Genomic DNA, 14,955 nt, shown 5'->3' on the forward strand with positions numbered 1-14,955 from the left:
GGGAATGGGTCGTTATGGGGTGTGACTCGGGCCACGCAGATTGGGCGTAACGCTCTTCAGGGAAGCGCGATGACTTAAGAGGTGATAGCCGAGGAGGGAATACGAGCGGCGTTCGTGACGCTGTTCAACTCCCCGGTTGCCCCTGCGCCGTCGGTCCATCCCTACCGGCGGTCGTCGGCTCCGATCCACAGAGGACGGGGTCGGAAGCCGTTTCCATCGTTCCGAGAGGTTGTTCGTGTCGGCCAGCACATCCCGTACGCTCCCGCCGGAGATCGCCGAGTCCGAATCTGTGATGGCGCTCATCGAGCGGGGAAAGGCAGATGGGCAGATCGCCGGCGATGACGTGCGTCGGGCCTTCGAGGCTGACCAGATTCCGCCAACCCAGTGGAAGAACGTTCTGCGCAGCCTCAACCAGATCCTCGACGAGGAGGGTGTGACGCTGATGGTCAGTGCCGCAGAGGCGCCCAAGCGCACCCGCAAGAGCGTCGCAGCGAAGAGTCCGGCGAAGCGCACCGCCACCAAGACCGTCGCGGCGAAGGCCGCCACGGTCAAGAAGACCACCGCAGCCGCGGCCCCCGCCTCCATGGGGGACCCGTCGGCCGGTGAGTCCGAGTCCGCGCCTGCGAAGAAGGCCGCGGCGAAGAAGGCGACTGCCAAGAAGACGGTCGCGAAGAAGACCACGGCCAAGAAGGCCACCGCAAAGAAGACCGCGTCCAAGAAGGACGTCGACGAGCTGCTCGACGAGGACGTGACCGAGGAGACCCCGGCGCCCGGTAAGGGTGACGCCCCCGAGGCCGCCGAGGGTACGGAGAACGCCGGCTTCGTTCTGTCCGACGACGACGAGGACGACGCCCCGGCCCAGCAGGTCGCCGCGGCCGGCGCCACCGCCGACCCGGTCAAGGACTACCTCAAGCAGATCGGCAAGGTCCCGCTCCTCAACGCCGAGCAGGAGGTCGAGCTCGCCAAGCGCATCGAGGCCGGCCTGTTCGCCGAGGACAAGCTGGCGAACTCCGACAAGCTCGCTCCGAAGCTCAAGCGCGAGCTGGAGATCATCGCTGAGGACGGCCGCCGGGCGAAGAATCACCTCCTGGAGGCCAACCTCCGTCTGGTCGTCTCCCTGGCCAAGCGGTACACGGGCCGCGGCATGCTCTTCCTGGACCTGATCCAGGAGGGCAACCTCGGTCTGATCCGTGCGGTCGAGAAGTTCGACTACACCAAGGGCTACAAGTTCTCGACCTACGCGACGTGGTGGATCCGTCAGGCCATCACCCGCGCCATGGCCGACCAGGCCCGTACGATCCGTATCCCCGTCCACATGGTCGAGGTCATCAATAAGCTCGCGCGCGTCCAGCGCCAGATGCTCCAGGACCTGGGCCGTGAGCCCACCCCGGAGGAGCTGGCCAAGGAGCTCGACATGACCCCTGAAAAGGTCATCGAGGTCCAGAAGTATGGCCGTGAGCCGATCTCGCTGCACACTCCGCTCGGCGAGGACGGCGACAGTGAGTTCGGTGACCTCATCGAGGACTCCGAGGCAGTCGTCCCGGCCGACGCAGTCAGCTTCACGCTTCTCCAGGAGCAGCTGCACTCGGTGCTGGACACCCTCTCCGAGCGTGAGGCCGGCGTCGTGTCCATGCGCTTCGGCCTCACCGACGGCCAGCCCAAGACGCTGGACGAGATCGGCAAGGTCTACGGGGTCACGCGTGAGCGGATCCGCCAGATCGAGTCGAAGACGATGTCGAAGCTGCGGCACCCGTCGCGCTCCCAGGTGCTGCGCGACTACCTCGACTAGTCCCACCCGTCCGGACGGCATCACGAGCCCGGTCCTCCTAGCCGGAGGGCCGGGCTCGCGCCCGTCCGGGTGCGCCGGGCGGCCGATTGACTCACTCTGGGTATGCGTGTACTGCCCCAGAGTCAGGAGTCCGAATGCGTCCGACCGTCCACGCCGCCCTCGGAGCCCTCGCGCTGCTCCTCGCCCTGCCGACGCCGGCGGCCGCGGACGAGTCGGTGATCGGCGGGAAGCCCGCACCGCTGGCGCACAGCCCCTGGGCGGTGGCGCTGGCCTCTCACGAGCGTTTCGGGGCCCAGCGCTCCGGACAGTTCTGCGGCGGCGTGCTCGTCGGGCATTCGACGGTGGTGACGGCGGCGCACTGCCTGAGCAGGGAGGTCCTGGGCGTCCCCTGGCGGCAGGTGCGGGACCTGAGGATCGTCGTCGGGCGCGACAACCTCTCCGCCGGCGGCGGACAGGAGCTCAAGCCCGCGAAGATCTGGGTCAACCCGCGCTACAACAGCTGGACCAACGACGGCGACATGGCCGTCCTCACGCTCGACAAGCCGCTCCCGAATCAGCCCCTCCCGATAGCGGGACGGAACGACAGCGCCTACCGGCCGGGCAATGCGGCCACGGTCTACGGCTGGGGTGACACCACAGGCGGCGGCAGCTACGCGTCACACCTGCGGGCGGCGCACGTCAATGTGCTGCGGGACGCGGTCTGTGCGCGGGCCTATCCGGGCAGTGCCGACGGCAAGTACAGAGCGCAGTCGATGCTGTGCGCGGGGGAGCCGGCCGGGGGCCGGGATGCCTGTCAGGGGGACAGTGGCGGGCCGCTGGTCGTGCGCGGCCGGCTGGTGGGCCTGGTGTCGTGGGGGACCGGCTGTGGTCAGGCAGGCAGGCCCGGGGTCTATACGCGCGCCTCTGCGTTGTTCCCGGCCGTGGCTGCCCACGGGGCCGACTGAGCGGCGTGGGGAGCTGTCAGCCATGGATGAGGGCACGAGTGCGGGCGGCCTCCCCGGTGGTGTCGGGGAAGCCGCCCGCGGTACGGCCCTGGGCCGCTGCTCGCTCGTCGTGGATGCGAAGTGTCAGCGTTCCTCTTCGGACGCGGACGCCGGAGAAGCGGTCAGCCGCTCCGTCTCGTCCTGTATTTCCGCGGCGATCTTCTTGAGTTCTGGCTCGAACTTGCGACCGTGGTGGGCGCAGAAGAGCAGTTCTCCGCCGGACATCAGGACGACGCGCAGGTATGCCTGGGCGCCGCAGCGGTCGCAGCGGTCAGCGGCCGTCAGCGGGCTCGCGGGTGTCAGAACAGTAGTCACGTCGCCTCTTCTCTAGCTCGACGAGCTGTCGTACCAGGGTCAACATCCAACCAGGCCGAAAACGTTCCCGCTCGTGCCTTTTCCTCGAAAAATTTCTTCGAGGGGGCCGGGTGCTGCCGGGTGGCGGCGAATGAGCCGTATTGCTTGGTGGTCTGATTCACGTTGGTTGTTGGTCTGTCCCCCCGGCTGGCTTGCCGGTTGTTGATGAGGACGTGCCCGGAGCCTAAATGGTTCATGCCTCGAAGGGAACGTGATGTGCACGTCACTCGGACGTCACCCCAACGGGGGATCGAACGTACGAGCGAAATTCTACTACCATGGCCATGCTTACGGGTGGCGTCACATCGGCTCTACCAGGCCTCGGTACCCTCTGACCGGCGACACCGCCACAACCGAGTCCGCGGAATGCGGACTGCCAGAAATTCAGCGAGGAGCGAACCGCGTGACCGCCGAGATGTCCGTGCCGTCCACCGCAGTGCTGACCGGGGCAGACCGGGACGGTTCCAACTACACCGCGCGGCATCTGCTCGTCCTCGAGGGGCTCGAAGCCGTCCGCAAGCGCCCCGGCATGTATATCGGCTCGACGGACAGCCGGGGGTTGATGCACTGCCTCTGGGAGATCATCGACAACTCCGTCGACGAGGCACTGGGCGGCTACTGCGATCACATCGAGGTGATCCTCCACGACGACGGGTCGGTGGAGGTCAGGGACAACGGCCGGGGCATCCCCGTCGATGTCGAGCCCAAGACCGGCCTCAGCGGCGTCGAGGTCGTGATGACCAAGCTGCACGCCGGCGGAAAGTTCGGCGGCGGCTCGTACGCGGCCTCCGGCGGCCTGCACGGCGTCGGCGCCTCGGTCGTCAACGCGCTGTCCGCCCGGCTGGACGTCGAGGTGGACCGCAACAGCAAGACGCATTCGATCAGCTTCCGCCGCGGCGTCCCCGGGATCTTCACCGAATCCGGTCCCGACGCCCCCTTCGATCCGGGCAACGGCCTGCTCAAGGGCAAGCGGATCGCCAAGACGAAGACCGGCACCCGGGTGCGCTACTGGGCCGACCGGCAGATCTTCCTCAAGGACGCCAAGCTCTCCCTGGAGACGCTGCACGCCCGCGCCCGCCAGACGGCCTTCCTCGTGCCGGGCCTGACCCTTGTGGTCCGTGACGAGCGCGGCATCGACGGCGCCGGAAAGACCGAAGAGACGTTCCGCTACGACGGCGGCATCAGCGAATTCTGCGAGTACCTCGCGCAGGACAAGGCCGTCTGCGACGTGCTCCGGCTGACCGGCCAGGGGACCTTCAAGGAGACCGTGCCGGTCCTCGACGACCGTGGTCACATGACGCCGACCGAGGTCACCCGGGAACTGGGCGTCGATGTCGCGCTCCGCTGGGGTACCGGCTACGACGCGACGGTCAAGTCGTTCGTCAACATCATCGCGACGCCCAAGGGCGGCACCCACGTCTCCGGTTTCGAGCGGTCGGTCGCGAAGACCGTCAACGAGGTGCTGCGGTCGAGCAAACTGCTCCGGGTCGCTGAGGACGATGTCGTCAAGGACGACGCCATAGAGGGCCTCACCGCCGTCGTGACCGTACGGCTCGCGGAGCCGCAGTTCGAAGGGCAGACCAAGGAGGTGCTCGGCACCTCCGCCGCCGCGCGGATCGTTGCCCAGGTGGTGAGCCGGGAACTCAAGGCGTTCCTGACCTCCACGAAGCGGGACGACAAGCAGCAGGCGCGCGCCGTCCTGGAGAAGATCGTCGCCGCGGCCCGGACACGCATCGCCGCCCGTCAGCACAAGGAGGCCCAGCGGCGGAAGACGGCGCTGGAATCCTCCTCGCTGCCGGCCAAGCTCGCGGACTGCCGGAGCGACGACGTCGACCGCAGTGAGCTGTTCATCGTCGAGGGAGACTCGGCGCTGGGCACCGCCAAGCTGGCGCGCAATTCGGAGTTCCAGGCCCTGCTGCCGATCCGCGGCAAGATTCTGAATGTCCAGAAGTCATCGGTTTCGGACATGCTCAAGAACGCCGAGTGCGGCGCCATCATCCAGGTCATAGGGGCCGGCTCGGGCCGTACGTTCGACATCGACACCGCCCGCTACGGCAAGGTCATCTTCCTGGCCGACGCGGACGTCGACGGCGCCCACATCCGCTGCCTGCTGCTGACCCTCTTCCAGCGCTACATGCGCCCGATGGTCGAACAGGGCCGGGTGTTCTCCGCCGTCCCGCCGCTCCACCGCGTCGAGCTGATCAACCCCAAAAAGGGCCAGGAAAAGTACATCTACACGTACTCGGACAACGAGCTGCGCCAGACCCTGCTCGAACTCCAGCGCAAGAAGGTCCGCTACAAGGACAGCATCCAGCGCTACAAGGGCCTGGGTGAGATGGACGCCGACCAGCTCGCCGAGACGACCATGGACCCGCGCCACCGCACCCTGCGTCGCATCAACATCAGCGACCTCGAAGCGGCGGAGAAGGCCTTCGATCTCCTCATGGGCAACGAAGTCGCCCCCCGTAAGGAGTTCATCACCAACTCCGCGTCCACTCTGGACCGTTCGCGCATCGATACCTAAGGGGGCCACAGCTCCCGACGGGCGCCTCTCCACCCCTGGGTGGACAGGCGCCCGTCGCCGTTTCCACCCGAGGCCCACCCTGGCTCCGATCCGGGCGGCAGCGCCGCTCCGTAGCGTCGGGACGGTCGAATTCCCCGTCCCCAGGAGGGCCAGGTCATGAGCGGTTTGCTCAACATCGTTGTGATCACCGCGGCTGTTGCGCTGGTGTTCGCCCGTCAGTTCAAGGCGCAACGTGTCACTTCGGAGAGCAAGACGTGGTGGCTGATACCGCTCGTCCTGACGGTCATGGCGGTGCGGGAGCCAGGCCTTCTGGACCCCGTACACCACACGGCGTCCGCCGCCCTGCTCGGTGTGGAGGTCTTGATCGGGCTGGCCTGCGGCGTGGGCTGGGCCCGGACGACGCGCATCTGGACCGACGCGGACGGTGTCGTGTGGACCAAGGGCGGCTGGGCGGCGGCCGGCGTGTGGCTCTGCGGTCTGCTGCTGCGCCTCGGCCTCCTGGGCATCGCCGCGGCCATGGGCGTCCACCAGGGCAGCGCGACCACCATGCTCTCCGTGGCCGCAATGCTGCTGACCCGTGGAGGGGCCACCCTGTGGCGGGCCCAAGCGGCGCAGCAGAAGTACCGTGTCCCCGTCGCGGGCTGAGGCCGTGAGCACGCCGGGGAAGGACCGTACGTGTTGCTGAACTCCTGGACGAGCTGGCCACTGCGGGAGTCGCTGTCCCCCGAAGGGATGACCGGCGCCCGGATGTGGATCCGCCGGGCGGTGCGTGCCGTCGTGGTCGTGGTCCTGATGTGGACCACCCTGGCAGGGCGGGCGTTCACCGGCTGGGGTCTGGCAGCGGCGGGCGTCGGCATGGTCGGCACCGTCCTGGCCTTCCGCGCCCTCTATCGCACCACACTGGCGCGCCGTCTGTGGCCGTCCATCGGCTTGTTCGCCCTCTTGGAGGCCGCGGCCTTCGGCTTCGACCTCGCCGGGGCGCGGGTGCCCGCGATCGTCCTGTGGTGCGCCTGCGCCATCACCGCCATGGAGCGGCTGCCACTGAATGTCGCCCTGCCGTTCTCCGCCGCCGCCCTGGGTGCGTACGCGGCGATGAACAACGGCGGCTGGGTGGCGACCACCGCCGCCACCGTGGGCCTGGCGCTGGCGGGCTACGTCATGCGGCTGGACGCCGAGGCGCGCGGCAATGCCCAGCGGCTGCTGGCCCAGGAACGGGCGGCCCACAAGGCGGAGGCCGAATCGGCGGCGCTCACCGAACGCGGGCGGATCGCACGGGAGATCCACGACGTGCTCGCCCACAGCCTCAGCGCCCAACTGGTGCACCTGGAGGCGGTACGGCTGCTCATCCAGCACAGCGCTGACCTCGAGGCCGACCGTGACCAGCTCCTGGAGCGGGTCACGGCGTGCCGGGGGATGGCCCGAGAAGGGCTGGAAGGCACCCGTGAGGCGCTTTCCGCGCTGCGTGGGGAGATGATCCCGGTCGAGGACTTCCTGAGCCGCCTGACCGCCGCTGAGGGCGCTCAGCTGAAAGTGACGGGTGAGGCCCGCACCGTGCCGGCCGAAGCGGGCCTCGCGGTCCGCAGGGTCGCCCAGGAGGCGCTGACGAACGTGCGCAAGCATGCTCCGGGAGCCCGGGTGAGCGTGCGGCTGGAGTACCGAACCGGCGACGTGGGACTTGAGGTGCGCGACTTCGGTGGCCCTGGCAAGCCCGGTGAGCTCGCCAAGAGCGGCTCCGGGTACGGTCTGCCCGGAATGCGGGAGCGCGCGGAACTCCTCGGTGGAACGCTGGAGTCCGGCCCTGATGGAGACGGTTTCGTGGTGAGGTTGCGGGTGCCGGCATGACGGAGCGCACGGTGACACGGGTCGTGGTCGCCGACGACCAGACGGTGGTGCGCGAGGGAATCGTGATGCTGCTGGGGCTGCTGCCGGGTATCGAGGTCGTCGGATCGGCCGCGGACGGCGCGGAAGCGATCTGCCTCGTCGCGGACCTCGCCCCCGACGTCGTCCTGATGGATCTGCGGATGCCACGCTGCGACGGCGTCGAGGCCACCCGACGCATCCGTCTCGAGCACCCCGGTACCCAGGTCGTGGTGCTCACCACCTATGCGGACGACGAGTCGCTCTTTCCCGCTCTCCAGGCCGGTGCGCGCGGCTACCTGACCAAGGACGCCGACGGTGATGAGATCGTCCGTGCCATCGACGATGTGCTCTCAGGCGAGGCCGGCCTGTCGCCCAAGATCCAGCGCAGGCTCCTGGAGCGCTTCACAGAACCCGTGAGTCCCTGGGCGCGTCCGCCGGACGAGCCGCCTGACGGGCTGACCGCCCGTGAGGTGGAGGTGCTGCGGCTGATCGCCGCGGGACACTCCAATCCCGAGATCGCGCGCACGCTTCACGTTTCCACGGCGACCGTGAAGACCCACATCAACAATCTCTTCGCCAAAGCGGGGCTACGCGGCCGGGCCCAGGCCATCCACTACGCCTACCGCCAAGGTCTCGCACTGCCGCCCGGGTGACTCCTCACCTGATGGGGTGAAGGATTCGCAATGAAGCATCCCGGATCTCCCTTTCTGTCCACCCTTGGGCCGCACGGACAACAGCCCCGTGCATCAAGGAGAGTTCGGTGGACAAGCAGGACGGCCGCTCGGTCGGTGACCCAGGGGCCCTACGGCTCGACGACCCCTGGTACGACACTCTCGCCTCCGGGTGGGGCGAACTGGACGACGCGGCGGAGACAACGGACGGGTGGGGTGGCACGCAGCCACCGCCACCGGTACCGGGATCGCGGTCAGCGCCGCATGACGAGGTCTACCTGGCGGTGCAGCGAAGCGCGGCCTTCCAAGAGGTGCGTCGCCGCTACCGGCGCTTCGTCCTGCCGGGCACGGTGGTCTTCCTGGCTTGGTACCTCGCCTACGTGATCGCGGCGATCGCCGCGCCGGATCTCATGGCCCACCGCGTCGCAGGCGCCCTGAACGTCGCGATGCTCGCCGGACTCGGCCAGTTCGCCACCACCTTCCTGCTCACCTGGGCGTACGCGCGCCATGCGCGGCTGCGCAGGGACAGTGCGGCGCTCGACATCCGCTGGGAAACCCAGGAACTGACCGGAGGGAACACCCGGTGACCGGTGACCACCAGACCCTCGCGCTGCTCTTGTTCAGCGTGTTCATCGCCGTCACCCTGGCGATCACCACCTGGGTGAGCCGCCGCAGGCGCGGTTCCACCGAGGAGTTCTACGCGGGCGGAAGACTCTTCTCACCCATGGAGAACGGATTCGCCATCGCGGGGGACTACATGTCCGCCGCATCCTTCCTCGGCATCTCCGGACTCATCGCCCTCTTCGGATACGACGGCCTGCTGTACTCGGTCGGCTTTCTCGTCGCCTGGCTCATCGTCCTGTTTCTCGTGGCCGAACTGGTCCGCAACTGCGGCAGGTTCACTCTTGCCGATGTGGTCGCCGCCCGGATGCGGGAACGCCCCGTCCGTGTCGCGGCCGGCGCTGCCTCCGTCACCGTGTCCGTGCTCTACCTGGTGGCGCAGATGGTCGGTGCCGGCAGTCTGGTCGCGCTGCTCGTGGGGAGCGCGGGCCAGCAGGCCCGTACCTGGATGGTGATCGGGGTCGGGGCCCTGATGGTGGTCTACGTCGCCTTTGGCGGTATGCGGGCCACGACCTGGATCCAGGTCGTCAAAGCCGTGCTCCTCATGGGAGGAGCGGTCGCACTGACCGTCCTGGTACTGGTCCGCTTCCACGGCGACATCAACGCACTGCTGAACACCGCCGCCGAACGCAGCGGCCACGGCCGCGACTTCCTCGCGCCCGGTCTCAAATACGGTGGCGACTGGACCTCGCGGCTCGACTTCATCAGCCTGGGCATCGCACTCGTCCTGGGCACGGCCGGGCTGCCGCACATCCTCTCCCGCTTCTACACCGTGCCCACGGCGCGCTCCGCTCGTCGCTCCGTCGTATGGTCCATCGGTCTGATCGGTGGCTTCTACCTGATGACCATCGTGCTCGGGTTCGGTGCCGCCGCAGTACTTGGCAGTGACGCCGTCCGCGCGTCCAATTCGGCAGGCAACACCGCTGTCCCGCTGCTCGCCCTCGACCTGGGGGGCGGCGCCGGTTCTACCGGAGGGACGGTGCTCTTCGCCGTGGTGGCCGCGGTCGCGTTCGCCACCATCCTGGCCGTGGTCGCCGGCATCACACTTGCGTCGTCGGCCTCCGTAGCGCACGACCTGTATGCCGCCCTACGACGCCCGCGTGACACGGCACAGGACGCCCAGCGCGCCGAGGTGGCCGTTGCGCGCATCGCGGCGGTGGCCGTTGGCGCGGTCGCCATCGGCCTCGCCCTGCTCGCCCAGGACTTGAACGTGGCCTTCCTGGTGGGGCTGGCATTCGCCGTCGCCGCGTCGGCCAACCTGCCTGTCTTGCTGTTCACCCTCTTCTGGCGACGCTTCACGACCCGGGGCGCGGTGTGGTCCGTATATGGCGGTCTGATCCCTGCGATCACCCTGGTCATCCTCTCGCCGGTGGTCTCAGGAAGCCCGGAGGCCCTCTTCCCCGGACTGGACTTCGCCGTCTTCCCGCTCGACAACCCCGGTGTTGTGTCGATCCCGCTGGGCTTCCTGATGGGCTGGCTGGGGACGGTGCTCTCCCCAGAGGCCGCCGACGCGGCACGGCACGCGGAGACGGAGGTACGGGCGCTCACGGGGGCGGGGGCGGCTTAGGGCGTTCCCGGTGGGGCAGCGGCGGACATGCCCGCCAAGGGAGGGTCGGATGGGGCGGGGCAAGTGCCTCTCCCAGGGGCCGTCGCCCCGCCTTCGTATGGCCCTGGTGAAGGCCTAGACCCACTCGTAGCGGTGCTCGGGGCGACCGGTCTCGCCGTACCTGAGTGTGAGGCGCACCCGCCCGGCGCGTTCCAAGAGTTTGAGGTAGCGCTGGGCGGTCTGCCGACTCAGGCTGGCCTGTAGGGCGACGTCTTGCGCGGACAGCGGGGCGTCCGCGGAGCGCAGCACCAAGCGGACGCGGTCGGCGGTGGCGGTGGAGTGCCCCTTCGGCAATTCGGCGGAGCCGGCGTTGGCGGCTCCCAACGCCCCGAAGATCCGGTCCACTTCGGACTGCTCCGCCTGCCCGCCGCCCGCAAACGTGCGGTGCAGTGCCGCGTAACCCTCCAACTTGGAGCGCAGGCCCGCGAAGGTGAATGGCTTGACGAGGTACTGCAACGCCCCGTGGCGCATCGCTGCCTGCACAGTGGCGATATCGCGCGCCGCAGTCACCATGATCACGTCGGTGAGCAGACCGCGACGCCGCAGCTCGCTGACCAGTTGAAGGCCCGTTCTGTCGGGGAGGTAGTGGTCCAGGAGGATCAGGTCGACAGGGTGCGTCTCGAGGGCGGTGAGGGCTTCCGCAGCGGTGTGCGCGAGGCAACTGACACGGAACCCCTCGATTTTGGCGACGTATGCCGCATTGATCTTCGCGACGTGCACATCGTCGTCCACGACCAGTACGTCGATCATCGGCCCGCCTCCGTGGCATCTTCGGGGCGGCGAGAGCGTGCTACAGCCCATCTGGTGGCGTGGGTGTCCCGGGTTGCATTCTGCGGGGCTGTTTCACGGGGCTCGGGAAGCTCCTCGGACAGTGCGTCGGGGACCGTCACGGTGAATACCGCACCGCCACCGGGGCGCTCGCCGACCTCGGCGCTGCCTCCGTAGCGCTCGGCGAGTCTGCGAACGAGCGCCAGGCCGATGCCGCGCTGCCCGTGGGCGGGTGGCTCCTTGGTCGTCCATCCCTCGGTGAAGATTTCCGCGCGACGTTCCTCGGGCACGCCCGGTCCGTTGTCGCTGACACGCACCACAGCGGTCCGGCCGTCAGCGCGGATCTCCGCCTCCAGTTGGGCGTCGCGCTCACCCGATGTGGCGTCCAAGGCGTTGTCGACGAGGTTCCCAAGGATGGTGACCAGGCTGGGCGGGTCGACCAGACGGTCGGGCAGGTGGGTATCGGGAGAGACGCTCAAGGAGACGCCGCGCTCGGTGGCGACGGTGGCCTTGCCCACCAGGAGGGCGGCGAGCAGCGGATCGTGGACGCGCTCGGTGACCTGCTCGGCGGTCACGCGATGCACCCCCACAGCCTGTGTCACAAACTCGACGGCTTCCTCATGCAGCCCGAGTTCGAGCAGACCGAGCAAGGTGTGCAGCCGGTTGGCGTGCTCGTGGTCCTGGGCGCGGAGAGCGTCGATGAGGCCACGGGTGCCGTCCAGCTCGCGCCCCAGCCGCTCCAGTTCGGTGCGGTCGCGCAGGGTGACCACAGCACCGCCGTCATCGGTCGGCATGCGGTTCGCCACCAGGACTCGCTGCCCACTGACGGCCAGCAGGTCCGCCCCCGACACCCGACCGGCCAGAACATCGGTGGTGCGGCCCGGCGGCAGGGCTGCTTCCAGGGAGCGTCCGGTGTCCTCGGCGCGGAGATCCAGGAGGCGCTGCGCCTCGTCATTCATGAGACGGATGCGCCCGTGCTTGTCGAGCGCGAGGAACCCCTCACGGATGCCGTGCAGCATCGCCTCCCGCTCGGCCAGCAACGCGGAGATGTCAGAGAAGGCCAGGTCATGGGTGCGGCGCTGGAGGCGGCGGGAAACGAGATAGGCGGCGAGAGCGCCCACGGCGAGTGTCCCTCCCGCGTAGGCGAGCAGCTGGGGAACGGTGGAGAGCAGCCGTTCCTGCACGCTTTCGTACGCGATGCCGACGGAGACGGCTCCCACGACCTTGCCGTCCTCGTCGCGGAGCGGGACCTTTCCGCGCGCGGACCGGCCGAGGGTGCCCTCGTCGATCTGCATGACGTCCTGGCCGGAGAGCGCGGCGCTCGGATCAGTCGAGACATGCCGCCCGATCTCGTCAGGGTCGGTGTGGGACCAGCGCACACCCCGCTTGTCCATGATCACCACGTACTCGGCGCCGGTGGCGGCGCGAATCCGCTCTGCCTCGTTCTGCACAGGTCCATGGCGCGTCGGGCGGGAGGACTCCAGGGCGTCGTCGAGGTGTGTCTCAGCCGCGGTGGTCTGCGCTATCGCGAGAGCGCGGCGCATCGCCTGGTCGTCGAGCTGCGCACTGAGCGGGGCAAGGAACAGGCCGGTTGCCAGTGCGGTGACACCGGCAGCGATGGCTAGCTGAACCATCAGGACCTGGGAGAACACCCGCCGCGGCCAGCCCAGCCGTGGCCGGGTACGGCGCGGCCTCGGGGCGGCCGGCTCTTGGTTGACCGAGGCCGTGGTCTCAGCGGCCGGTCGTCTGTCGGCCGCATCTGGGGCTCTGCCTGGTCTGTCGGTAGTCGTGCCGGGGCCTGGCGTGGCGGTGGGAAACGGTGCGAAACCCGAGGGCTCTGCACCGCTCGGGCGTGGAACCGAGTCTCCCTTTTCGCCCATACGAACGAACAGTAAGCGCGGCGGTGGTCGCGTGGGTAATACCTGATGGAGGGAATTCGGAGGGTGTCCGGGCGGCGACTGGGATGTGACATCTCCGCTCCCGAGCCTGGGGCCAGGGTCGGATGCGTGCCTCGCCGCGCTGTCGCCTAACCAAGGCGAACACCAAGATCCCCCGTGTCATCACGATCGCCCATGCCATGACGCCAGCGGCCACACGAGGACGATGGCGCGACTCACGGCTGCCATGGTCGGCTCGTCCTGCTTGTGGCTTTTAGCCTCCGGTTCATCCAGGCGCCCCCCAGCAGGAGGCTACCGATGTGTCGGCGTCGTCTCGGCCGGCTGCTTGCCCGGCGACTGCCCGTCGGGCGGAAGGCGCAGGTCAGGTGTGCGTAGGCAAGGCCGGAGGAGCGCTGGGAGGAGTTATCCACAGGCCTTTCGGGTGCGGAGTGTGCGCGCTTAGCCTCGCGTGGTGAGGCCTATTGGGGCCTTGTGTGGGGCGGTCAGGACCGCCAAGACGAGGGTGAGGCGCGCGGGTGCGTAGGAGGGAGCGGCGATGAGGTCGGCGGGGGATGGCTGCGGTGCATGGCGGCAGCGGTGGAAGGGGGTAAGCGGCGTACGGTTCAGCCGCCGAGGCGGGGCTTTGCGGGCTCGACACAGTTGGTCAGTGCGTTTCGTCTGCCGCTTCACCTGGTCCTGGGGGAACTCTGCGCTACCGGGGGACGGCACTGACGAGCCGGGCCCGGCGTCAGGTGGCCGGGGCAGCCGGCCCACACATGACCATCGGCCCGGCAAGCGCGAAGCCCCGCACCTCGCGCGGGTGGGGGAAGCAAAGGCTGTTGGAGGGCTTGCGGACTGTCAGGGCAAGCCGGCGAGATCACCTACTGGCGGCGGCCTGGGGCGTCCCGTGAAGCATGCTGTTCGCCGCAGTGATGGAGACAACCGCCATACGCGCCGGTGGACCGAGCGGCGCACCACAGCTAGCGGGCGCCGCAGCGCCGTCGGCGCGCTGTTCGACGGCCACCTGCCAGGCACGCCCGTCGGAGTGCGCGACAGTAACGACCCAGGCAGGGGAGGCTCCCCCGACCGTCGCGCTGCTGGGCGTCCGGCTGTCGGCCGACTTGGGTTCGGGCCACATCGGGTCGGTCCGTACGACGTCGAGTGCGTCCGCCCGGTCCTCCCCGATCAGCCCGCGGACGGCAAGGTCAGCGGCCTGGCCCGGCCGGTCCCAGGCCGAGCGACCGCGGCAGTGATCGCTCGTGATCCGTCCGTCGCGCGCCGCCTCCACGGCCTCCTTGACCAAGGGCGCCGAGGCTCGTCCGTAGGCGTAGCCATAGGGGAGGACGAAGAGGGTGGGGGAGAAGCGGTGGCCACCGATGTGGGTGACCTCCCAGACCTCGGACCCGTCGGCGGCGAGCTCGGCCGCGAGCGGGCGGCCGAGCAGGGCACAGCAGCGGTCCCGCTTGCCGTTGGTGCAGACGAGAACCAGCGGCTCACCGATGTACGGCTCCCACAGACCGCGATGCTCTCCCCCACCCAGGGCCGAGAAGTCCAGGTCGAGGGCGGCCCGTGGGTCGGTGACGGTGGTCGTGCGGATCCAGGAGCGTCCCGGGGCGGTGTGGGCGAGGAACATTCGCCGCCGGGAGGTTTCGTGGCAGTCGGCGTGGCGTCCCGGCCGCCGGATAAGGGCGACGCGTACGCCTGTCCCCTCAGCCGCGGCTTCGAGGGCCCGGCCGACATCAGGATCCAGGTGACTGTTCGTCAGTGCATGGGCGCCCCAGGGTCCTGTTTGCTCGATGAGCAGCCAGGTCCGGGCAGGCGCCGCGGTTCCGGCGAGCGATTCGGCCGATTCACGGGAAGCGGTGGCGCAGGTACTCACATAGGTGAGCCTAACCTCATCCG

At 68.9% G+C, this 14,955-nt stretch carries 12 protein-coding genes; 8 read left to right on the forward strand and 4 right to left on the reverse strand.

The annotated features are described in order from the left end of the window. Positions 1 to 229: 229 nt before the first annotated feature. Together CP981_RS28780 and CP981_RS28785 are read left to right on the forward strand one after the other, a co-directional pair. Positions 230 to 1,789, forward strand: a complete 1,560-nt coding sequence (locus CP981_RS28780) for an RNA polymerase sigma factor (RefSeq protein WP_085925282.1) — start codon at positions 230 to 232, stop codon at positions 1,787 to 1,789. Positions 1,790 to 1,923: 134 nt separating this feature from the next. Further along, positions 1,924 to 2,733, forward strand: coding sequence for a serine protease (locus tag CP981_RS28785; protein WP_085925283.1), 810 nt, complete (start codon positions 1,924 to 1,926; stop codon positions 2,731 to 2,733). A gap of 123 nt (positions 2,734 to 2,856) precedes the next feature. Here the strand turns inward: CP981_RS28785 and CP981_RS28790 are convergent, their stop codons facing one another. Beyond that, complete coding sequence (locus CP981_RS28790; RefSeq protein WP_006602664.1) at positions 2,857 to 3,087, reverse strand: DUF7455 domain-containing protein; 231 nt, start codon at positions 3,085 to 3,087, stop codon at positions 2,857 to 2,859. A 442-nt stretch (positions 3,088 to 3,529) separates the two neighbouring features. Here CP981_RS28790 and CP981_RS28795 point away from each other — a divergent pair, with 442 nt between their 5' ends. The 6 genes from CP981_RS28795 (at position 3,530) to CP981_RS28820 (ending at position 10,369) form a co-directional block, all read left to right on the forward strand. Continuing rightward, the gene (locus CP981_RS28795) at positions 3,530 to 5,650 is read left to right on the forward strand and encodes a DNA gyrase/topoisomerase IV subunit B (RefSeq protein ID WP_085925284.1); all 2,121 of its coding nucleotides are present in this window, start codon (positions 3,530 to 3,532) and stop codon (positions 5,648 to 5,650) included. A 156-nt stretch (positions 5,651 to 5,806) separates the two neighbouring features. Continuing rightward, on the forward strand, positions 5,807 to 6,295 hold the full coding sequence (locus CP981_RS28800; RefSeq protein ID WP_085925285.1) for a DUF1453 family protein: 489 nt from the start codon (positions 5,807 to 5,809) through the stop codon (positions 6,293 to 6,295). Positions 6,296 to 6,325: 30 nt separating this feature from the next. After that, the gene (locus CP981_RS28805; RefSeq protein ID WP_085925286.1) at positions 6,326 to 7,492 is read left to right on the forward strand and encodes a sensor histidine kinase; all 1,167 of its coding nucleotides are present in this window, start codon (positions 6,326 to 6,328) and stop codon (positions 7,490 to 7,492) included. Further along, complete coding sequence (locus tag CP981_RS28810) at positions 7,489 to 8,163, forward strand: response regulator transcription factor (RefSeq protein WP_085925287.1); 675 nt, start codon at positions 7,489 to 7,491, stop codon at positions 8,161 to 8,163. The genes CP981_RS28805 and CP981_RS28810 overlap by 4 nt, the downstream gene beginning before the upstream one ends. A gap of 107 nt (positions 8,164 to 8,270) precedes the next feature. Continuing rightward, the gene (locus tag CP981_RS28815) at positions 8,271 to 8,768 is read left to right on the forward strand and encodes a DUF485 domain-containing protein (RefSeq protein WP_085925288.1); all 498 of its coding nucleotides are present in this window, start codon (positions 8,271 to 8,273) and stop codon (positions 8,766 to 8,768) included. Further along, entirely contained in the window at positions 8,765 to 10,369 is a 1,605-nt protein-coding gene (locus CP981_RS28820; protein WP_085925289.1) for a solute symporter family protein, read from the forward strand. The genes CP981_RS28815 and CP981_RS28820 overlap by 4 nt, the downstream gene beginning before the upstream one ends. 114 nt (positions 10,370 to 10,483) lie before the next feature. On the opposite strand, the gene CP981_RS28825 is transcribed toward CP981_RS28820, so the two are convergent. The 3 genes from CP981_RS28825 to CP981_RS28835 form a co-directional block, all read right to left on the reverse strand. Then, on the reverse strand, positions 10,484 to 11,158 hold the full coding sequence (locus CP981_RS28825; RefSeq protein WP_085925290.1) for a response regulator: 675 nt from the start codon (positions 11,156 to 11,158) through the stop codon (positions 10,484 to 10,486). After that, a complete protein-coding gene (locus CP981_RS28830; RefSeq protein WP_085925305.1) occupies positions 11,155 to 12,810 on the reverse strand; it encodes an ATP-binding protein in 1,656 nt (551 codons plus the stop codon). The genes CP981_RS28825 and CP981_RS28830 overlap by 4 nt, the downstream gene beginning before the upstream one ends. A gap of 1,120 nt (positions 12,811 to 13,930) precedes the next feature. Further along, positions 13,931 to 14,932 (reverse strand): sucrase ferredoxin, encoded by a 1,002-nt coding sequence (locus tag CP981_RS28835; RefSeq protein ID WP_085925291.1) that lies wholly within the window; start codon positions 14,930 to 14,932, stop codon positions 13,931 to 13,933. Positions 14,933 to 14,955 lie beyond the last annotated feature (23 nt).

The sequence above is a fragment of the Streptomyces platensis genome (genome assembly GCF_008704855.1).
GTDB classification, from domain to species: domain Bacteria; phylum Actinomycetota; class Actinomycetes; order Streptomycetales; family Streptomycetaceae; genus Streptomyces; species Streptomyces platensis.

Coding starts and splice junctions, on each gene's coding strand:
- CP981_RS28785 (WP_085925283.1), top strand. CDS start 1,924: ATGCGTCCGACCGTCCACGCCGCCCTCGGAGCCCTCGCGCTGCTCCTC.
- CP981_RS28825 (WP_085925290.1), bottom strand. CDS start 11,158: ATGATCGACGTACTGGTCGTGGACGACGATGTGCACGTCGCGAAGATC.
- CP981_RS28800 (WP_085925285.1), top strand. CDS start 5,807: ATGAGCGGTTTGCTCAACATCGTTGTGATCACCGCGGCTGTTGCGCTG.
- CP981_RS28830 (WP_085925305.1), bottom strand. CDS start 12,810: ATGGTTCAGCTAGCCATCGCTGCCGGTGTCACCGCACTGGCAACCGGC.
- CP981_RS28810 (WP_085925287.1), top strand. CDS start 7,489: ATGACGGAGCGCACGGTGACACGGGTCGTGGTCGCCGACGACCAGACG.